This is a genomic window from Cytobacillus sp. FSL R7-0680, assembly GCF_038009245.1.
GTDB classification, from domain to species: Bacteria; Bacillota; Bacilli; order Bacillales; family Cytobacillaceae; genus Cytobacillus; species Cytobacillus kochii.
Genome location: NZ_JBBPAO010000001.1, coordinates 1,028,901 through 1,049,717 on the forward strand (window position 1 = coordinate 1,028,901; position 20,817 = coordinate 1,049,717).

At 36.6% G+C, this 20,817-nt stretch carries 22 protein-coding genes; 14 read left to right on the forward strand and 8 right to left on the reverse strand.

The genetic code is table 11. The annotated features are described in order from the left end of the window. The first annotated feature begins 22 nt into the window (after positions 1-22). From MKY26_RS05285 to MKY26_RS05295, 3 genes are all read left to right on the forward strand, one after another. Positions 23-1,210, forward strand: a complete 1,188-nt coding sequence (locus MKY26_RS05285; protein WP_341092470.1) for a CaiB/BaiF CoA transferase family protein — start codon at positions 23-25, stop codon at positions 1,208-1,210. 299 nt (positions 1,211-1,509) lie between these two features. Further along, positions 1,510-2,283, forward strand: a complete 774-nt coding sequence (locus tag MKY26_RS05290; protein ID WP_307314186.1) for a sporulation protein — start codon at positions 1,510-1,512, stop codon at positions 2,281-2,283. 306 nt (positions 2,284-2,589) lie between these two features. Then, positions 2,590-3,612 carry a zinc-binding dehydrogenase gene (locus MKY26_RS05295; RefSeq protein WP_341092476.1) on the forward strand — a complete coding sequence of 341 codons (1,023 nt, stop codon included), beginning with the start codon at positions 2,590-2,592 and terminating at the stop codon, positions 3,610-3,612. A gap of 181 nt (positions 3,613-3,793) precedes the next feature. Here MKY26_RS05295 and MKY26_RS05300 read toward each other — a convergent pair whose 3' ends face one another. From MKY26_RS05300 to MKY26_RS05310, 3 genes are read right to left on the reverse strand one after another with little or no spacing between them, the layout of a single operon-like run. Next, positions 3,794-4,606 carry an ABC transporter permease gene (locus MKY26_RS05300; protein WP_095373410.1) on the reverse strand — a complete coding sequence of 271 codons (813 nt, stop codon included), beginning with the start codon at positions 4,604-4,606 and terminating at the stop codon, positions 3,794-3,796. 14 nt (positions 4,607-4,620) lie between these two features. Then, on the reverse strand, positions 4,621-5,421 hold the full coding sequence (locus tag MKY26_RS05305) for an ABC transporter ATP-binding protein (RefSeq protein WP_095373409.1): 801 nt from the start codon (positions 5,419-5,421) through the stop codon (positions 4,621-4,623). Positions 5,422-5,439: 18 nt separating this feature from the next. Then, positions 5,440-6,477, reverse strand: a complete 1,038-nt coding sequence (locus MKY26_RS05310; protein ID WP_341092490.1) for an ABC transporter substrate-binding protein — start codon at positions 6,475-6,477, stop codon at positions 5,440-5,442. A 264-nt stretch (positions 6,478-6,741) separates the two neighbouring features. On the opposite strand from MKY26_RS05310, the gene MKY26_RS05315 reads away from it, so the two are divergent. From MKY26_RS05315 to MKY26_RS05330, 4 genes are read left to right on the forward strand one after another with little or no spacing between them, the layout of a single operon-like run. Continuing rightward, positions 6,742-7,653 carry a DoxX-like family protein gene (locus tag MKY26_RS05315; RefSeq protein WP_322909277.1) on the forward strand — a complete coding sequence of 304 codons (912 nt, stop codon included), beginning with the start codon at positions 6,742-6,744 and terminating at the stop codon, positions 7,651-7,653. Beyond that, positions 7,650-8,240, forward strand: a complete 591-nt coding sequence (locus tag MKY26_RS05320; protein WP_095373406.1) for a DUF4166 domain-containing protein — start codon at positions 7,650-7,652, stop codon at positions 8,238-8,240. The genes MKY26_RS05315 and MKY26_RS05320 overlap by 4 nt, the downstream gene beginning before the upstream one ends. After that, complete coding sequence (locus MKY26_RS05325) at positions 8,233-9,840, forward strand: YndJ family protein (RefSeq protein WP_341092502.1); 1,608 nt, start codon at positions 8,233-8,235, stop codon at positions 9,838-9,840. Before MKY26_RS05320 ends, MKY26_RS05325 begins: the two co-directional genes overlap by 8 nt. Before the next feature lie 52 nt (positions 9,841-9,892). Next, on the forward strand, positions 9,893-10,459 hold the full coding sequence (locus MKY26_RS05330; RefSeq protein WP_341092509.1) for a GNAT family N-acetyltransferase: 567 nt from the start codon (positions 9,893-9,895) through the stop codon (positions 10,457-10,459). Between the two features lie 40 nt (positions 10,460-10,499). On the opposite strand, the gene MKY26_RS05335 is transcribed toward MKY26_RS05330, so the two are convergent. Further along, positions 10,500-10,676 (reverse strand): CsbD family protein, encoded by a 177-nt coding sequence (locus MKY26_RS05335; RefSeq protein ID WP_224936334.1) that lies wholly within the window; start codon positions 10,674-10,676, stop codon positions 10,500-10,502. Between the two features lie 139 nt (positions 10,677-10,815). Between MKY26_RS05335 and MKY26_RS05340 the strand changes: the two genes are divergently transcribed. From MKY26_RS05340 to MKY26_RS05360, 6 genes are all read left to right on the forward strand, one after another. Continuing rightward, positions 10,816-11,361, forward strand: a complete 546-nt coding sequence (locus tag MKY26_RS05340; protein ID WP_341098664.1) for a M15 family metallopeptidase — start codon at positions 10,816-10,818, stop codon at positions 11,359-11,361. Positions 11,362-11,385: 24 nt separating this feature from the next. Continuing rightward, the gene (locus MKY26_RS05345; protein WP_341092516.1) at positions 11,386-12,183 is read left to right on the forward strand and encodes a PHP domain-containing protein; all 798 of its coding nucleotides are present in this window, start codon (positions 11,386-11,388) and stop codon (positions 12,181-12,183) included. A gap of 20 nt (positions 12,184-12,203) precedes the next feature. Continuing rightward, positions 12,204-12,500: a TIGR04104 family putative zinc finger protein gene (locus MKY26_RS23375; protein ID WP_445293123.1), complete on the forward strand. Its 297-nt coding sequence runs from the start codon at positions 12,204-12,206 to the stop codon at positions 12,498-12,500. A 229-nt stretch (positions 12,501-12,729) separates the two neighbouring features. Continuing rightward, positions 12,730-13,821 carry a non-hydrolyzing UDP-N-acetylglucosamine 2-epimerase gene (gene wecB, locus MKY26_RS05350; protein ID WP_307314169.1) on the forward strand — a complete coding sequence of 364 codons (1,092 nt, stop codon included), beginning with the start codon at positions 12,730-12,732 and terminating at the stop codon, positions 13,819-13,821. Next, entirely contained in the window at positions 13,814-14,800 is a 987-nt protein-coding gene (locus MKY26_RS05355; protein ID WP_095373400.1) for a polysaccharide biosynthesis protein, read from the forward strand. Before wecB ends, MKY26_RS05355 begins: the two co-directional genes overlap by 8 nt. A 1-nt stretch (position 14,801) precedes the next feature. Further along, entirely contained in the window at positions 14,802-15,644 is an 843-nt protein-coding gene (locus MKY26_RS05360) for a dTDP-4-dehydrorhamnose reductase family protein (RefSeq protein WP_095373399.1), read from the forward strand. Between the two features lie 135 nt (positions 15,645-15,779). Here the strand turns inward: MKY26_RS05360 and MKY26_RS05365 are convergent, their stop codons facing one another. The 4 genes from MKY26_RS05365 to MKY26_RS05380 all read right to left on the reverse strand — a co-directional run bounded on the left by MKY26_RS05365 (position 15,780) and on the right by MKY26_RS05380 (position 19,731). Continuing rightward, the gene (locus tag MKY26_RS05365; RefSeq protein WP_322909284.1) at positions 15,780-16,976 is read right to left on the reverse strand and encodes a glycosyltransferase family 4 protein; all 1,197 of its coding nucleotides are present in this window, start codon (positions 16,974-16,976) and stop codon (positions 15,780-15,782) included. Between the two features lie 22 nt (positions 16,977-16,998). Beyond that, complete coding sequence (locus MKY26_RS05370) at positions 16,999-17,916, reverse strand: NAD-dependent epimerase/dehydratase family protein (RefSeq protein WP_341092531.1); 918 nt, start codon at positions 17,914-17,916, stop codon at positions 16,999-17,001. A gap of 12 nt (positions 17,917-17,928) precedes the next feature. Then, positions 17,929-19,119, reverse strand: a complete 1,191-nt coding sequence (locus MKY26_RS05375; RefSeq protein ID WP_341092536.1) for a glycosyltransferase family 4 protein — start codon at positions 19,117-19,119, stop codon at positions 17,929-17,931. Positions 19,120-19,290: 171 nt separating this feature from the next. Continuing rightward, complete coding sequence (locus tag MKY26_RS05380; RefSeq protein ID WP_095373395.1) at positions 19,291-19,731, reverse strand: hypothetical protein; 441 nt, start codon at positions 19,729-19,731, stop codon at positions 19,291-19,293. Between the two features lie 167 nt (positions 19,732-19,898). Here MKY26_RS05380 and MKY26_RS05385 point away from each other — a divergent pair, with 167 nt between their 5' ends. Continuing rightward, positions 19,899-20,816, forward strand: coding sequence for an NAD-dependent epimerase/dehydratase family protein (locus MKY26_RS05385; RefSeq protein WP_307314159.1), 918 nt, complete (start codon positions 19,899-19,901; stop codon positions 20,814-20,816). Position 20,817: the final 1 nt, after the last annotated feature.

Below are 20,817 nucleotides of genomic sequence, written 5' to 3' on the forward strand. Positions count from 1 at the left end.
GGATGTGAAGGGGGAGGTAGTCGTGGATAGAGCCTTGGATGGAATTAGAGTATTGGATTTATCAAGAGTTTACGCTGCACCGGCTGGTTCAATGATATTAGCTGATTTAGGTGCCGATGTAATTAGAATAGAATCACCTATGGGTACTGATAGCATGCGAGATTGGGGGCCGTTTGTGAATGGTCACAGCAGCTATTATTTTACAGCCAATCGGAATAAACGTTCTATTACCCTTAATTTAAAATCTCATGAAGGATTGACTATTTTTAAGCAGTTAGTAGCAAAAGCTGATATCGTCCTTGAAAACTTTAAAACAGGGACATTGAAAAAGCTTGGTATTGCCTTTGATGAATTAAAAAAAATCAATAATAGGATTATACTTTGTTCTGTAACAGGCTTTGGACAAACAGGTCCAATGCGTACAGAACCAGGTTTTGATCCAGTTATTCAAGCGATGAGTGGATTAATGGATGTGACAGGTCACCCTGATGGTGAGCCAACAAAAGTGGGAATTCCAATTGCGGATATTCTTACCTCTAAATATGTCGCTATAGGTATCTTAGCCGCTTTAAGGATGCGAGATAATAATGGTGTGGGTCAGCATATCGACTTATCTTTACTAGATGTGCAAATCAGCTCAATGGCCAATATTGCGAGTGGCTACCTAAATACTGGTATGGAATCTAAAAGATTAGGCAATCAACATAATAATGTTGTTCCCTATCAAGTTTTTGATTGTAAAGACCAACCGCTAATGATTTGTGTAGGAAATAACCATTTGTTTAGACAATTATGCATACTATTAGATAAACCAGAATGGGTAAGTGATCATAGGTTTCAAACAAACGAAAAACGCTTAGAGTATAAAGATATCTTAGTCCCATGGATAGCTGAACAAATGTTAGCAAATACAGCAGACAATTGGTTAGAGAAGTTTTCCCAATACGGTATTCCTGCTGGAAAAGTTAATAGTATTACGCAAGCCTTTAATGATCCGCAAGTAATTGCAAGAGAAACGGTTGGAACAATGTTACATCCAGTGATGGGAGAGGTGAAATTAACGAAAAGTCCTTTACGTTTTTCTGGATTAAACATAAGGTATGATCTGGCACCACCAATCCTCGGAGAGCATACAAATTTGTTCTTACAAGAGGAATTAGGTTTGGATGAGGGAGAAATAGCAGCATTAAAAATACAAGGGGTTATATGAGAAAGATCTATATTTTAAAAAATTTGTATGATTGAATAGCTCATTTACCAATTTTTCATTTGAATAAAATAACACCTTTTTTCCGATGTGTTGGTTCCAGAAAGATACTTCATTAGATATTCTATTTTACATGGATGAGAAACTCCTGTTTTTTCTCATCATTCCTTACCAAATTACCTGGCAAATGTGAAGCAGGATATGTGTCGGAAGTAGTAAAAGCCAAGTAAAATATGTGTTGATATCTATCACTACATGGTAAAATATAGATGAGGATGAATATGATGAGGAGGAAGAAATGAATGAGTTTCTTTTCTAAAGTTTTAGCTAGTGTGGGTATAGGTGGCTGTAAAGTGGATACAAAACTTGCAAAAGCATCTTTTGTGCAAGGCGAACAAATCGACGGTGTCATTGCAATCACCGGTGGGAAAATAGATCAACAGATTGAACATTTATATATAGAAATATGCTGTAAATATGATGTCGAAAATGATGATAATGGGGTAAGCGCACAAACAGCAGTTCTAAGTCGCCAATTGATTACACAAAATATAACCGTTTTAGAAGGTGAAGAAAAAGAAGTGCCTTTTTCTTTTCAATTACCTTATGATACACCGATGACTTACGGAAAAACAAAGGTTTGGTTACAGACTTCAGGGGATATTAAGAACGCTATGGACCCTAACGACACAGATTTTATAAAGGTTGAACCTAATCGATTATCTTCTTCCATTTTACATAGCATGGAGGATATTGGATTTAGGTTAAGAGAAGTAGTATGCGAGGAAGTACCTAGAAGATTAAGAGATAAATATCCGTTTGCTCAAGAGTGGGAATTTATTCCTGCTAGCGGAGAGTTTCGAGGCCGGTTGGATGAAATAGAATTGATCTTCATGAAGCAAAGTGAAAGTAATGTGGAATTACTCATTGAAGTCGACCGCCGAGCAAGAGACTTTGGCTCCTTTCTTTCAGAACTTATGGAAACAGATGAGACGAAATTAAGGGTCTGTTTGTCTGTAAATGATATCCCTCAAATGGAAGCGAAACTTACAGAGCTTATTCGCAAATATGCTTAAAATGTAACAATATTTACTGGTTATATGCTGGAAGTAAGTAGAATAATAGCCTAATAGAAGCTTAACAAGACAATGATTTTAGCTATTATGTTTATTTATGAATGTGATTTTATGCGAACATATCAGAGGATAATCTTCATTGGATATGTTCGCATTTGTCGTTTCAAGCATATTAAGTCAATCTATAGATGTTCTAATAAATCAGAATTTTTGAATTAATCACTTGGTTTGGTATACTTGTATTATGTTTAATTAAGTAAAATAATTGCTTTACATACAGGAGAGGTTTGGAAAGGGGTAGAATAAATGAAAGCGGTTGTATTAAAAGACAAAATGAAAAAAGGAAATATGATTGCTCCATTATATTATGAAGAAGTAGAGACACCACAGCCCAATAAAGGTGAAGTGCTCGTGAGATTACATTATGCTGCTGTTAATCGTCGTGATGTATTTATCCGATATGGTGCTTATCCTGGAATCGCGGTTCCTTCTGTTTTAGGTTCTGATGGGGCAGGTGTCATTGCAGCATTAGGTGAAGGGGTTTCAGGTATCGCTGTAGGTAGTGAAGTTGTCATCAATCCAGGGCTTGATTGGGGAGATAACATTGACTATCCTCAAGCTAAACATACAGTACTTGGTGTTCCCTCAAACGGGACTTATGCACAGTATGTGACAGTACCTGCTGAGAATGTGCTACAAAAACCTTCTCATTTAACATTAGAAGAAGCAGCTGCCATTCCATTAGGCGCACTTACAGCATACCGAGCCGTTGTCACAAAAGGAGAGGTCAAACCATCTGATACCGTTATTATTCCGGGTATTGGAGGAGGTGTTGCGACTTTTGCATTACAAATTGCTGTAGCAAAAGGAGCGACGGTCTTTGTTACTTCAAGCAGTGATGAGAAAATTGCTTATGCTAAGGAACTAGGGGCTACTGATGGAGTAAACTACCGCAATGAGGATTGGGTGAAGGAATTAAAAGCACTATCAGGTGGTGCCGATTTAAGTATTGATAGTATTGGTGGATCTACCTTTAATGATCTCATCTATTTGGCTAAACCTGGTAGTAAAATCGTCTCCTTTGGTGCGACATTAGGACCGGTAGAGCAAGTTGTGATGCCAAGAATCTTCTTTAAGCAATTACATATTCTAGGGACAACAATGGGTAGTGCTTCTGAATTTAAATCAGTGATTGATTTCTACGGGGCTCATAAGTTAAAGCCAGTAATTGATGGAGTATATGATCTACAAGATATTGAAAGTGTTCATGAGAAAATGGATAAAGGAAAGGTATTTGGGAAAATGGTTTTAAAAATACCGCATGACTAAGAAGGAAAAATGGTATTAAACATGATTTATCGTTGCCAGGCCAGCTATGAAATTATCATCCACTCATCAAAGATATCAAATCCCAACTGACATGCAAAAATGAAAAACATATAAAATAAATAGCAAAAGGTTGATCTTATCATTACTATAAGTTCAACCTTTTTATGCTGCTTATTGATAATTATTCAGGTTTCCATGAGCTAAATCTTTTTTCAATCAAGCCGATAATGCCGGTGAGAATGACACCAGAAACAGCGATTACAACGACACCTACAAACATTTCCGCAGTTTTTAAATTTTGGCCTGCATGTGTGAGATGATAACCAATACCAGCTGTAGATGCATACATTTCACCAACGACAATTGCGATTAATCCCTGTCCTAGCCCTAAGCGAATACCGTTTAGAAGAAAAGGAACTGTGGAGGGGAGAGCAATCGTTTTAAATATTTGGAATTCAGATGCGGTAAAACTACGAGCTGCTTTAATTAAGTTTTGATCTAGAGTGGACATGGCCTTTTGTGCACTCATGACAATAGGAAAAAATGCCATTAAAAATACGACGACGATTTTAGATGCCACACCAATCCCAAAAGCAATGATGATTATGGGTAATAATGCAACTTTTGGCGTAACGTATAGAGCGGATACAAATGGACTAATTATACTGTTGAAAATACGATTCCACCCTGCAAATATGCCAATTGGAATCCCTATCGCCATAGCCAGTATAAACCCAAGTGAAAATTCATAAGCACTAACACCTAGATGTTGCCAATACCTAGGATCTGCAAAAAGTGTCGTAGCCGCTTCAACAATTTTAATAGGTGAGCTTATAAATAGTGGGTTAATAAGCTTATAATAAGAAATCAATTCCCAAGAAATTAAAAATAGAATAACGGAAGTTACACTAATCCAGACGGTGCTTTTTTTTGTTTTTATTTTTAGCGATTTATTTTTCACTGGAATGGTGGATGTCATTTCGGTTTTACTCACTGAATGTCTCCTCCTTAGGCGAATCCTTGTTTTGCTGACTCATTTTCTATTAACTGCCAAATACGGTCAACATATTGTAGAAAATGTGGTTCTCTTTTTATCTTCAATTCTCTTGGTCTTACTAAATCAATCGAAATATCTTCTACTAAATGGCCAGGTCTTGCACCAAACACAAAAACGCGATCAGCTAAAAAAACAGCTTCGTCGATTTGATGGGTGATAAAAATACTTGTTTTTTTCGTTTCACTCCATATTCTCACAAGTTCCTGTTGCATAAATTCTCTTGTTTGTGCATCAAGAGCGGAGAATGGTTCATCTAAAAGTAGTAAGGAGGGTTCCACTGTTAAGGCTCTTGCAAGGTTTACTCGTTGTTGCATACCACCAGATAGTTCATGCGGATAATGACTTTCAAATCCTTTGAGGCCAACCATTTCGATATATGTTTTCGCTAGCTCTCTTGTATCAGGACTCAGTCTCTTTTGTAATTCTACCCCATATAAGACGTTGTCCATTACATTTCTCCATGGAAGGAGACTCGGAGATTGAAAGACCATAGAGCGATCTTTCCCAGGTCCGACTATTTTCTTATTATCTAAAAGAATGGACCCATTACTCGGTTCAATAAAACCGATCACAGTATTTAAGAAAGTTGTTTTTCCACAACCTGATGGACCGACAATACAAATAAATTCTCCTTCTTGAATGGCGAGGTTAATATTTTTTAAAGCAGTTACCTCTTGACCGGTTTTATGGTTCATATAAGTGACATCGAGGAATTGACTTTGCAGTTTAGGTATTGATTGTGTATCTTTCATCGTACCCTTCCTTTCCTATTATTTTGGGAAAGCCTCTTTTAAGTAACGATTTGTCCAAAGTTTTTCTTCAGCCGTATCATGAGTTTGGCTTACACCAGAAATTTCACTTAATTCAACTAAAGGGTCTTGTGCGTGATCCCATGCAGCTTGAGTCATTTCACCATACCCGACATAGGTTGGTTTTAATGAAGTGAGTGATTTTTCTAATATTTCTTGATCAACTCCTTCAAAATACCCTGTAATTAATCCAGCGGCTTCACCTGGATTGTCCCGAGTAAATTCAATCGCTTTTCCTAATGCCCTTACAACTTTTGTAGTAAGTTCAGGGTTGTCTTCGATATAGTCTCTTTTCGCAAAAACAATCTCCCAAGCTAGTTCAGCGTACATTTCTTCTTCACTTAGTTCGAGTGCAAGTGAACCACCATCTTCTGCTTCAACCAGTGCAGAGAATGGAGGTGACGCAATTCCACCATCAATAATACCTTCTTGCATTCCACCGACTTTTGATCCTGTTCCTTCCATTTTTACTGTTTCAAGGGTCGATTGATCTTGTCCATACTTTTCCATTAAATAACGTAAATAAACATCGCCGGAATCTCCCACTTGATTAGAGCCAATTTTTGCACCAGCTAATGCTTTTACTTTCTCCTCAACAGTGGATTCCTTTGTTATGCCTTTTTCTTTCATAAAGGCTTTAGACAGCGCTACTTCATATGTGAGAGCAGAATTTAATCCTTGGATGGCTACAAGGTCTTCTCCTGCCTCAATGGCAGATAACATGGCACGTGGTGCAGCTAGCGCAAATTGTGTATCTCCTGAAAGAATAGTCGCTGTTACTTGGGAACCACCACCACCTGAAGCAATATTTGCCTCGATTCCTTCGTCTTCAAAATATCCATTTTCAATTGCCACATAGAGAGGGGCGAAGGAAAGAATTCGTGCTGGCTCTGCAAAAGTAAGTGCGGTCTTCCCATCCTCTGTAGTAGAAGAAGCATTTCCACAAGCTGTCAGAAGGAGCAGTGTTGACAGTAATAAAGTGAATAAAGTGCTTTTCATGTTAATTCCTCCTTTGTTTTATATATAATACATAGTTTTAAATATACAAAAAAGATTTGATTAATGTCAATATTATTTGAATATTTTATTTATTTTGATGAGTTCGATATATCTTTTACCGATTCTAGAGTAGAAAGATAGTCGAAGGAGAATTTCGTCTTTTAATCTAATTAAAGAATCCTATGTATGAATTGATTATTCTCCAACATTTGGTGATTCAACCGTTTATTATCAGTTATAATGGGAAATAAGGGAGGTGGGTTGATGAAGCCTAAACCGATTTATGTGGAGATTGATATCAATCGTGCGCTAGATGACGTTTGGACATACACACAAGAACCTACTAAGCATGTGGAATGGGATATCAGGTTCTCAAGCATTCACTATGAAGAAATACTGGATGATGATGTACAAACTTTTACATATAAGCGAAATATCCCACCACTTTTAGAAATAATAGGATGGGGGAAAACAAAAGGTAGCGTAGATAGGGATGGAAAAAAGACTTCATCGCTTCATTTCGGTACCGATTATTCGTTTTCGCCAATAAGGGAAGGTAGAGGATACTGGAAATATGAACCTAAAGGAGAAAATAAGACATTATTTATTACCCAATATGACTATGATGTCCCATTAGGTAAGTTTGGTATGTTGCTAGATAACTATTTTTTCCGACCTTTATTAGGATGGTCAACGGCCCTTAGTTTCGATGTATTGCGAAGATGGTTAGAAAAAGGGGAAAGTCCTCAGACGCAATATCGAAATTTTATCATTCACTGGATAGTTACTTTTCTATTTGCTTTTATATGGATCTATCACGGTTTGGTTCCTAAATTGATTACACAACATCCCCTAGAGGTGCAAATGATTACTGATGTATTGCCAGTCTCATATGCGCATGCGAAAATATTGACGGTAATAGCTGGTGTAGGTGAGATTGCCTTTGGCTTGAGCTTTTTATTTATTCAGCGAAAAGGGAAGCTGTTTATAATAGCCCTCTTGCTTTTATTTGCTTTAGGCATAGCGGCAATTGTCGGAATTCCATCTTTAATGACTGCCCCCTTTAATCCTTTTACGTTTAACACTAGTTTAATTATACTTGCCCTGATTGGGTGGTTAAGTTCGGCTCATCTACCGTCTGCTAAAAATTGTAGGAGAGTGAAAAAGCGTAAATGACTATGTATGAGCAAGTATTAGGTGAACATTTTGAAAGATTACATAAGAGAATGCAGCAAAGATACCGTTTCAATGAGGCAATTTTTATAGGAAAAGGGAAAATGGACATGATTGAAAATAAATGGTGGCTACGCCCTTTTTTATATTTAGCGACAAAAAGACGCTTAATGTTCCCTGAACATGGTAAAAATATTCCGTTTGAAGTGAAAAATACGTTGAATATAGAAAAAAACGAAGTGTATTGGGAGCGGAAGTTTTTCATTGGTGGGAAAGTACGTTTTTTTGATGCAAACATGAGGTGGAATGAACAGACGAGAGAAGTGGATGATTTTTTAGGATATCCGTCCCCTTTATACTCATCACTATGTTTTCAAGTACAACCTTGTGGTGGTTTAAAGATTGTGTCGGGTCGGCAAAAGTTGCTTATTGGTAAACACGAGTTAGAGATTCCCTCTTTCTTTCAAGTAAAAGCAGAGGTGTATGAACAATTCGATGAGAAGATTGGCCGGTTTCGAATTAAAGTAAAAGTTATGAATCGGCTTATAGGTACATTGTTTACATATGAAGGGACTTTTATTGATGAATAGACAGAAAAAAACATTACTTCTCCTATACATCATTTTATTTATTATCACACTTATCGTATCAATCGATAGTGGCTATTTTTTACTTTTGACCGTAGCACAAATGATTTATGTCCCGACAATGATCTTGCTTATTGTTGAGAAAGGGGATTGGATAGACAGATTCGGATGGCTATTCATTACAATTGGTGTCCTTTCGATTTTTATACTAACGGTTTTCACTTCAGTTGAGACCAATTGGATTTTCTCTACAATTTACCTGTTTTATACGGTTTTCATATGTTTTTATGGGGTATGCCGCTTTCTAAACCGAGGTTTCACTCTCTTTGAAGAATTTTTGATTGATGTTGGCTTGATTTATTTAGCAATTGGAGGATTATGGACATTTGCTCATTATAATGGAGTTGATACTGGTTTTTCACCAATGATTACTTGGTTAACGAGTATCCATTTTCATTATGCTTCTTTTTTATTACCGGTTTTTGCTGGTTTTTTAGGACGCGTACTAAAAGGGAAGCGAAGGGGTTTTTATTACTGTAGCACAGCTGTCCTTATTGCACCGCTTCTTCTTGCAATTGGCATTGCTGTTTCTTATTGGTTAGAAGTAGTATCCGTCGTTCTTTATATATATGGAATCTATGGACTGATTTATTATGCATTAAGTGCACGAATTCATAGATTGTTTTACAAATCCTTAGCTGTCATTTCATTTGCTTCCTTAGGTGTAACCATTTTATTTTCTGTTGCCTATATCATAAGTCGATTTGGTGGAAATGAAGGGATTACTATTCCTTTTATGCTTCAATTTCATGGTATAACGAATAGTGTCTTTTTTGCTTTATGTGGTTGCTTAGCTTGGTTTTTTATCCGACCCCAAAGTCGTTTCGTTAAGCATAATATCCCATTGAGTCATGTGAGAGGTGGCATGATGGTTGGTGAAGAAGTTTTAACTAAAGTGAAAGACAATAGACAAGTAGAGGGACTTGTTGAAGAACTACAAAGTTATTCAACCCGTTCGATTCCAAAACCATACCGAGATTTTTATGAACATACAAGCGAGTTTCGCTTGTATGCAACTGTACATTGGGCTAAATGGTTTAAACCATTTGCTTTCTGTTATTACCAAGTGAGCCGCTTCGTTAAACAAATCCATTTGCCCCTCCATAGCAATAAAATAGAAATGAACGGTGAGTTGGTATCGGTCTCATCTAAAGTCGATGGGCGAACAAATCCCCGAGCGTGGGTGAGAAAAATAAACAATGACGTTTGCTTTATTGCTTTATATGCAGCACATGAACATTTAGGGAAAAAATATATGAATATAAGTCTACCCCTTCCTTTCTCTGCTATGACCGGTATTCTTTCACTGAAGATGGATAAAGAGAACTTAGTATTAACTAGTTTTCAAGAAAATGAGCAGTCGCATGAAGGGATATATTTTCAATGGAGAAATGACTTCTTCCGTTTGCCATTAAATGAAAAATTTACGATGTTTGTTTCAAAAGATGGCAAGTTAATGGCGAATCATCATATGTGGATATTCGGAATCTCTTTTCTATTTATCTCCTATGAGATTGAAAATAGGCAGGAAAAAAATACTTAGAGTAGAATTATATTAGCATGATTAAATGATAGGTTGCTAAGGAGTGCCTTAAATGGGAGAGATGTTAATAAAAGGATTTCGGATGCTAGATGGGAAGAAATTTTATATACGACATGCTGAAAGCTCGGATGCCAATGAGTTGCTACTGTTTACTAAGGATGTCATAGAGCAATCTCCCTATTTATTGATTGAGCCCAATGAATATCAAGTTTCCTTCAAACAGCAACAGCAAAAGGTTCAGCAAGTACTTGAAGATCCAAGTAAGTTATTGTTAATTGCTGTTTTTGGAGAGGAGATTATTGGCAGGTTAGATTTTAGTGTAGCCAGTCGCAAGAAAATTGCGCATACAGGAACTTTCGGGATGAGTGTGAGTCAATCTTTTCGTGGAAAAGGGGTAGGAAAAGCGTTACTTTCAAGTTTACTTTTATGGGGTAGACAACACCCAAAAGTAGAAAAAATAGAGTTAGAAGTGTTGGCTGAAAATAAAGCTGCTATCCACTTGTATGAGAGTGCTGGTTTTGCAGTTGAAGGTGTTAAAAGGCAGGCAGTGAAAAATCGTTTTAATGAGTATGATGATCTCATCTTAATGAGCTATTTTTTCGATAATAGCAGCATGTAAAGAAGAAAAAAGGTGATGAAAGGAATCATCACCTTTTTTCTTACTTTTGTTTGTTAAAAGCTTCCTTCACATCGCCGAACTTTTCTTTAACTGTTCCTTTCACTTGATCCATCTTACCTTCAGATTTTTTTGATGTATTATTTGTACTATCACCATATTCTTCTTTCATTTTTCCTTTTACTTTATCTTTAAGACCATCCATTTGCTCTTTATTCATTTGTACCACTCCTTTTGAAGTTTGTTACATTAATTCCCTTTATCAAAAAACTGAAACCTTTTTCTTCGATTATTCGTTTATGAAACTGATAAACTATTGAAAAGAGACAACTTTGTGTGGGGGAAAAGAAAAGGTGAAGATGGTGAAAGTTTTTAGGGCGTTTGTGTTTGTGCTCATATTAATTATTATTCTATTATTATTTATCCAATATTTATTTGGTTCATTATTTAAGTATAAAGATGTACCTTTACCAGTTGAGGTTCATCCCGAAGTAAGAGCTAAGACAGAACAGCTAATCACATCATTAGAAGACAAAGGAATCACTATATTGATTACAGATGATTATCGCAGTTTACATGAACAAGATGAGCTGTATGCAAAAGGGCGAACTGAAGAAGGACAGATTGTCACACATGCCAAAGGTGGAGAATCTTATCATAATTATGGGTTAGCTGTTGATTTTGCACTAGTCACAAAAGGTGGAGAGGTTGTATGGGATATGACATATGATGGGAATGGAAATGGCCAAGCTGACTGGGATGAAGTAGTTGCAGAAGCGAAAAAGTTAGGATTTGAATGGGGTGGGGATTGGCAGCATTTTAAAGATTACCCGCATCTGCAATATGACTTTGGTTTATCGATTAATGAATTACAAAAGGGGAAAAGACCACCAGAAGAAGAATAATTATCGTTAAGGGAGGGATTGAGTGTGTTGGATATTGCTGCTGTAACTAAAGAGGAAGGTTTTGATCTGCATTTGCATACGACTGCCTCAGATGGTGAACTAACACCTCTTGAGTTAATGCAATATGCTGTTGAAAAAAGATTAAAGACTATCAGTATTACAGATCACGATACGATTAATGGTGTGGAAGAGGCATATAGCATCTCCCACAATCTCCCTATTCAACTTATTAGAGGGATTGAGCTATCATCATCATATAAAGACAGAAGAATTGATATATTAGGTTACGGTATTCACCCAACTAATCATCTTAAAAAAAAGCTTGAATTAATTTTTGAAAATCGGTTAGATCGTGCCAACAAGATGTTAAAACTGTTAAACTCTTATGGCGTGCATATTAATATGAGAGATATTAGAAAACAGATGGTAGGAGAGCTTATTTGTCGTCCCCATATTGCCATGGCTATAGTTGAAAAGGGCTATGCATCGTGTAAGATTGATGCTTTTCGGCGATACATCAGTGATGATAGCCCAACACATGTTCCACTCGATACGATGTCTGCGGAAGAGGCGATTGCCACTATTCATGAGGCTGGTGGACATGCTGTGCTAGCTCATCCCCGGCTCATAAAAGATGACCAATTAGTGTTAGAATTACTGCATTTAGGTCTCGATGGTATTGAAGTTTGGCATCGCAGGCATACGAGTAAAGATGTGAAAAAATACAAAAGAATGGCAAAAAAATATGAGATTCTGCAAACAGGCGGATCAGATTTTCATACATACGCCCACTATTTGGGTGAATTTGGTTATAAACGATAATGGAATTATGGAGGTTTGTCATGCCTATTTGTCAACATTGCCATCACAAGTGGAGTTGGATGCAAACATTTAAAAGGCTATTTACTATTAGAAGGGCAATAAAGTGTATGTATTGCGGTGAAAATCAATATCAAAGTGTAAGGTCAAGAAAAGTTACTTTCTTTTTACCGCTCGTTTCCTCATTTATGATCGCTTTTATTTATCTTTTTAACCCTTGGCAAACCATTGTATATCTATTCAGTGGCTTCATATTTATCCTTATTTGTCTTGTCATGCCTTTTTTTATCCGATTCATTAAGGATGATGATGTAATGTAGTGAACTAATGAAGAACTAAAATTTTGCTTGCTATGATGATATGGTAAATACCATTGCATCATAGCTTTTTTTCATTATATATACTCCACTGCCTTCGCCCCTTTTAGGTATATGTTTCAATTTTATCTTTCAAAGACTTGCCTATAGCAAAGTCGAGATACAAGCATAAATTAATATTAGATAAAAAAAGTGCTATGGTCTAGTAATGGAAAGGAAAGGGAGTGAAGGGATGAAGATCATGACAATTTTGGGGACAAGGCCAGAAATTATTCGCTTAAGTTTAATCATAAAAAAACTCGATCAATTAATTGATGAACATCTTATTGTACACACTGGTCAGAATTTTACAAACGAATTAAGCGATATCTTTTTTAAAGAACTAGGCTTAAGACAACCTGATTATATATTAGCATCAAAACAGCAATCACTAGGGAAACAATTAGCCAAAATGTATAGCGAGCTAGAAGGTATATTACAAGATGAGGCACCAGATAAAATTCTCGTATTAGGAGACACCAATAGTGGACTCAGTGCTATTTTAGCTGAGCGCATGGGAATTCCAGTATACCATATGGAGGCAGGGAATCGTTGTTATGATTTAGAAGTGCCTGAAGAGAAAAACCGCCGTGTAATTGATGCGATTTCAACAGTTAACCTTCCTTATACACCAGGAAGTAAAGAAAACCTATTAAGAGAAGGGATTGCCCCACAAAGAATTTATACTTCAGGCAATCCGATTAATGAAGTCATCCAACACTATTCGGTCCAAATTAATCAAAGTAATATCTTAACCTCATTATCACTACAAAAAGGAAATTATTTGTTACTTACTGCACATAGAGCTGAAAATGTCGACCATCAAGAAAGGCTGCTTGAGATATTAAATGGCGTTAATCAAGTAGCTGACCATTTTAATAAACGTGTCATTTGCAGTATTCATCCCCGCACAAAATCCAAAATCGATCACCTTACCGACTTCGTTTTACATCCATTAGTCGAATTCCATCAGCCATTTGGTTTTTTTGATTTTGTACAGCTTGAGAAAAATGCTTTCTGTGTATTAACGGATAGTGGAACAGTCCAAGAGGAGTGCTGTTTATTCTATATTCCAACTGTAACGATCCGCCATACAACAGAAAGACCTGAAACATTAGCCTGTGGAAGTAATATGATTTCTGGTATTGATGCAGAAAGAATACTTTCCTGTGCAAAAATAATGACGAGTCAGCCGACAAGTTGGAAATTGCCTGAAGGCTACGAAGCAGAGGATGTTTCAGATAAAGTAATCAAACTACTATTAGGGGGACTGACAGTTGTTTAAAGATAAAATCATCTTAGTAACCGGCGGAACAGGGTCATGGGGCTACGAACTCGTCGAGCAATTACTTTTCTTACAACCGAAAGAGATAAGAATACTATCTAGAAATGAGTCTAATCAATTTTCAATGAAAGAAGCATTTGATCATCATCCTTCATTACATTTTTTAATTGGAGATATAAAAGAAAAAGATGCAATGATTGAAGCAACACAAGGAGTACATTATGTTTTCCATCTTGCGGCACTTAAGCATGTTCCTGTATGTGAAGACCAACCGATTGAGGCATTAAAATCCAATGTAATTGGAACACAAAATGTCATAGATGCAGCGATTATTAATAAAGTAGAAAGAGTTGTATATATATCCACAGATAAAGCTTCTAACCCGTCGAACTTCTACGGTTTATCTAAAGCGATGGGGGAGAAATTGATTATCCATGCCAATACATTAAACTCGGCTACAAAGTTTGTTTGTATAAGAGGCGGAAACGTACTTGGTACAAATGGAAGTGTCATTCATGTGTTTAAGAGACAAATACAAGAAAAGGGAAAGGTAGGTATCACCGATCCAAGAATGACAAGATTTTTCTTAACAGTAGAGGAAGCAATTAAATTGGTATTTAAAGCAACTTTTGAAAGTATCGGTGGTGAAACATTTGTAATGAAAATGCCTGCATGCAAAATTACTGATCTCGCTGACTTATTAATTGAGGCATCAGGAAAACCGAATATTGGAACAGAAATTCTTGGAGTAAGACCAGGAGAAAAAATCCATGAACTTTTACTATCAGATTATGAAAGTACAATGACCGTCACTTATGATGATGAATACTATGTTATCCTACCCTCTATTCATATCGATGGTTTGAAGGCTTATTATAAAGATTATCAACCGATTAATCTAGAAGAATATAATTCTGGTCAATCGTTAATGGATAAAGAGGAGCTGAGGAAGATGTTGAAGAAGGGCGGGTTTATTTAAAATGAAATTATTAATTTTGGGAGGGAAGGGCATGGCAGGTCACATGCTTGCCTCCTATTTTCATGCGTATTCAACCTTTGACGTCTACACAACTTCAAGAGGACATTCAGAAAGTGATCATCAACTATATTTAGATGTGACCCGTACAACAGATGTCGAAGCGGTTATAGATAAAGTACAACCAGATATCGTTATAAATTGTGTTGGTATCTTAAACGAGCATGCGAGCGCTAATACAAAGCTTGCCTTTCAAGTGAATAGTCTGCTGCCACAAGCGTTGGCAGGTATTATGGAAAAAAGGGGCGGTCGTCTCATCCATATTAGTACTGACTGTGTGTTTTTAGGCGATAAGGGTGGATATACTGAAGAAGACATAACAGATGGTACATCTATTTATGCGCAATCGAAACAATTAGGTGAAGTATCTTCACCTCCCCATTTAACTGTAAGAACATCAATTATAGGTCCGGAGTTAAAGCAGGATGGTATTGGCCTATTCTTATGGTTTATGGAACAAACAGGTACCATAAAAGGTTTCAGTAATGTGTATTGGAATGGCGTAACAACTTTAGAATTAGCGAAAGCGATTCATCAAATGATCCAGGAGGATATACAAGGACTGTATCATTTAGGTATGCCTCAAGCTGTTTCAAAATATGAGCTCTTATCTTTAATAAAAGAAGTATTTCACAAAGATGATATATCGATTATCTCTGATGATGTAGAAAAGTTAGATCGTACAGTGCAAACGGTAAGGAAAGATTTTTCCTATCTATTCCCAACATATAAAGAAATGCTTATTGAGCTTAAAGCAGAGATGGAAAGAATGAAGGAAAGAGAATAATTGTCATCAACTATAAGGAAAAACTGCACCTCTGATGGTTAGACGCATGACCTAACAATTGGAGGTGCAGTTCTTTCTTAAATTATTCGCATTTAGATTTTTAGCGAATCAAACCGGATTGATCGTTTTTTTAATTCAATTATTCATCTGTTTTTTCTGTATCGCCTGATGATAGAGGGGGAGTACTAGTTTAATGGCGTTAGCTAACGACCAGTGACTAGTAGCAAACTCAAATGCTTTCGTACCTATACTTCTTCTGACCATATCCTCATGTAGTAAGAAAGCCATTTTTTCGGCTAGTTTCTTTGAGTCTCCTATCGGTGTAAGAAATCCTGTTACGCCATCTTCAATCATTTCAGGTATGCCTCCTACATCACTAGCGATAATAGCTAATCCTGATAGTTGTGCTTCGATAATTGATAAAGGCTGGTTTTCTGAGAGTGTTGGTAAAATGAATAGATCAGCTTGTTGTAATAGAGAGGGGACATCATTTCTTTCTCCTAAAAAGAGAATTTGATTTCTTAAATGATAATCATTCGTTAGTTTTTGTAGATGCTGTTTTTCTTCGCCATCACCAATGATCCAACAAACCCAGTCATTATTTTGTTCTTTCAAATATGACAACGCGGTGATCAAATACTGTACACCTTTTGCTTTAATGAGTCTACCTGTATATATGAATAGTTTCTGTCTTTTTTTTCTTTTTCTAATATGGTTTGCAGGTTTTGCAGCTCGTAATAAGAAATCATCAATATCAAACCCATAGTGAAGGACAGTTAGTTGATGACTCTCGATGTGAATATCATTACATAAAATATTTTTCATCCATTCATTAGCTACAATAGTGGTATAACCTGCCATTCCACCGATGTATTCTAAATTCTTAAAATACGATAAATTCTCCAGTTTTGATGAAGGGTCTTGGAAAAACTGTTCTTTTATTTCTTTTGTCAGGGATCCATGTATAGTTGTAATGAGAGCAGGGTGTTTGAGTTTTAAGTGATCAATTGCCCGGGCTGCAATAACGTCTTGTGCATGTATGATATGATATGCTTCCAAATCCATTTGAGCAGCTGCCTTCTCATATTCCTTGCTTTGATAAGCGGTATATTTAACAATTAATTCATCAGGCGGAAGTTCTGTATGAGGAAACGTTGTAATCGGAATACTAATATCTTTATTAATAATAATGACATGACGGTTTTGTGTATTAAACCCCATTAGATCTACCTCATGACCTTGTGCCTCAAGCCCTTTTCTTAACTGAATCATATAATTCCACACTCCCCCTAAGTGAGGAATCGCCCAATACGTAGCTAATAGAATCTTCATAAAAAAGCTCCTTTACATTAAGTTAGCTTTTGTTGTTCATAAATTGATAGGTTTGTAGTAAGCCCTCGTCGATAGAATGGTTTGGTATCCAATTGAGTTTCTGTTTGATTTTTTCTCGGGAAAGGCAGCTATCTTTTATATCTCCTTGGCGACTTGTAACATATTGTTTCTTTATCGGCTTGGAATGAATATGCGAGAGTTTTTCAATGATTTGATTAATTGAAGTCTTTAAACCTGTGCTCACATGAAAGGTATCATTTGAGACTTGTTTACTAGCAGACACATTTGCCAGAACGATATCGTCAACAAATATAAAATCTCGCGTTTGTTCACCATTACCATGGATATTAAGTGATTCTCCGGATAAAATCTTTTGAAGGAAAACAGCAATAACACCACCTTCTCCTTTTGGTGTTTGTCTAGGACCATACACATTGCCATAGCGTAATATCGTATAGGGTAATTGATATAAATGGTGGTAGAGGCGGATATAATTTTCTGCTGCATATTTTGACATACCGTAGTAGGAGATTGGTTGAGTGGAATCTGTTTCGTGAATAATATCCTCTGATGATTCTCCGTAAACAGCTGAGGTAGAGGAGAATATAAATTGTTTTACTTTTGCTTGTACACTAGCTTCTAGTAGATTGATTGTACCAACGATATTAATATCTGCATCTGCAGTTGGATATTTGATAGATTTTGTTACATCTGCTTGAGCAGCAAGATGGAAAACAAGATCAGGTTTTATGTTAGAAAAATGTTGCTTTATTTTGTCACTTCTTATATCACAATCAAGAACGATTGACTCAGGGTGGATATTTTTATTTGTGCTAGATGAGAAGTTATCAATCACATATACTTTAGCTCCTTCTTTTACAAAATAGTCCACTAAATGTGAACCAATAAATCCTGCTCCTCCACTAATAACAATATTCATGCTTCTTCCTCCCTATGTTTGCTTTGTCTTCAAGGCTTTTTCGTAAACGGCAATAACACAATCAATGGCTGGGGCTAAACGCCAGTAATCATGTGCGAAATGTTTGGCACGCATACCGAGATTATTCAAGAATGCTGGCTCTTGTAAGAGATAAGCAATCGTTTCATAAAGGGGGTAGGCGTTTTTTGGAGGTACTAGCATGCCTGTCATTCCATGTTGAATCATCTCGGGGACACCACCGACTTGACTAGCGATAATGGCTTTCCCAGAAATTTGTGCTTCAATAACTGATAAAGGCTGGTTCTCAATTAACGTTGGTAAAATAAGCATATCTGACTGTTGCAGTAAGGCAGGGACATCGTCTCGTTGCCCTAGAAAGACAATATCTTTCTCTAATCGTGCTTCTTTAACAAGTTTTTTCAATTCGTTCTCTTCAGGACCGTTCCCTACCAGCCAACATACCCAATCACGTCTTTTTTTCTTAAGCATTGAAAGTGCTTCAATAAGAAACCTCACTCCCTTGAATGGTGTGAACCTCCCTGTGAAAATAATCACTTTTTTATTCCGTGGTTTTTTTATATTGGTTGTTTCCTTAGCGCTAGCAGTAAAAGCTTCAATATCATAGCCATAGTGTAAAATGCTTAATTGCTGACTCGATACACCGAATTGGGAGATCAACTTTTCATACATCCATTGGTTTGCCACAATCGTACAATCGCTTGCTTCGGCTCCTTGTTTTTCAAGTTGACAGAAATATTGAACACCTTCGATGGAGCGATTTTCTATTTGCCCATGATAATGGGCATCAATAATTTCTTGAGCTACACATCCATGCATTGTAGTAACTGATGCAGTGTGAGGGTGTTTTAATCGATTGACTGCGATAGAAGAGAAAATATCTTGGGCATGTATGACATTATATTCGCTAAGGTCAATTTGTTTGAAACAATTTATATATATGTCTAATAAGGAAGAATAAGAGCCAATAATTGGATCATTACTCTCAGCCATAGGTGGTTGTCCAGCGGGTGTAGGGATAAAAATATTACGATTAATGACCGCAAGTGCTTTATGACCTTGAGTAAAGCCAATGATATCTACTGTATGACCAAGTAGTTCATATCTATTCTTTAGTTGGTTCATATATTTCCATACGCCACCAACATGCGGAATTTGCCAAAAGGTTGCAAATAAAATCCTCATATGTTCCTCTCCTTTTTGATTGTCCACATACTATGTATATGCAGTGCGCTATAATCGGTTATAGACGGGTATACCTGCTAAATATCATAAATAGAATAGCTCTGTTCAAATTAAAACGCGGACAAAACATGTTAAAAACATATATTGTCCGTGTTTTGCGTCATTCAAGAATTAATCAGAATAGGCAGCTGCATAAAATGTTTCTGGTCCTGTTCGTGTTGGAAATAACACTACCCCGCCTCCTACATTGATTGTTGCACGATAAATTGGAAAAGTCGTTGAATCAATTGGGTTGTAATCAGCACCATTGAAAGATAATACAGTAGTTGAAGCTACTCCGAGACCTGCAACTGCTAATGATTGTGTGGCTGAATAAATGAGGCTTGGGGTACCGTTCACCACACGATATACGTTGACGACAATCGGTGTTAACACTGTAGCTAATGAAGTGAAGGCGGCACTGATAGAAAATGTTACACGTGGATTAGCACCAGCACCTGCTAAATTCAAGCCTAATGTACCGAATAATGCTGGTGTAGCTGTTACAGGTATACTAATCTGACCATTAGCTGTTGAGTTTTGTGAACTTTGTGAATCTAAAAATGTTCCCATAATGTTCACCTCCTTTGCTTGTCAGTTAGTAATACATTATGTGAATGAAGTGTAAGGTGCTTGGACAAGTTTCACCATTTTTTTAACGAATTGAGCCCGAAACAAATAGACAAACTCTTCATATGCTATTTAGTAAGTTGTTCGAATTGGAGAGTGAGAGGGGCAATATGGGTAAAGGGAAAACAATCCTTATTACTGGTGCTGGTGGGTTTACGGGTCGGCATGCATGTGATTTCTTTCATAAACAAGGTTATCAAGTATATGCATTAATGAGGAATCAACCAATATTATCATTACCATATAATGTAATTATTTGCGATTTATTATCGCTTGAACAAATTGAAGAAGCAGTAAATGTCAGTAAGCCTGATTATATTTTACATTTAGCTGGGAGATGTAGTGTTACTGATTCATGGGAACATCCAGTAGATGTATTAAGTGTTAATACGATGGCAACAGCCAAATTAATAGATGAAGCTAGAAAGCATGTGAAACACTGTCGCATTCTTATACCGGGTTCTGCCTTAGAGTTTGAACCCAATCAAATAGAGACGCTGAAAAACCCTTATAGTCTTAGTAAAACAATACAAGTCATACTGGCAAAGTCCTGGATTCAGCTCTTTGAAAGCCAAGTCATCTTAGCCAAACCTACGAATTTAATTGGGCCAGGAAATTCGACGGGGATTTGTGCCATTTTAGGTCAACGAATCGCAGAAATAGAAGCAATGCATTCTCATGATAAGGAAGAAGCTATTGAGATTGCTGTCAATGCTACAAGAGATTTTCTCGATGTAAGAGATGCTATAAAGGCTTACGAATTGTTGTTAAGAAAAGGAAAAGTTGGTGAAGTGTACGAGATTTGTTCTGAAACATCTTACACACTTCTTGAAGTGATGGCTATTTACAAATCTCTTACAAATGAAAATATTCATTTTGAAGAAGTGGAAGAGTTACGACCATCTTATGTCGCATCAATGAGTGCACAAAGATTAAGAGAATTAGGTTGGGTGAGAGACTACACGTTAAAAGAATCTTTAAATGATGTGTTAACTCACTTTAGGAATAAGATAAAGAAGGATGTGTAAA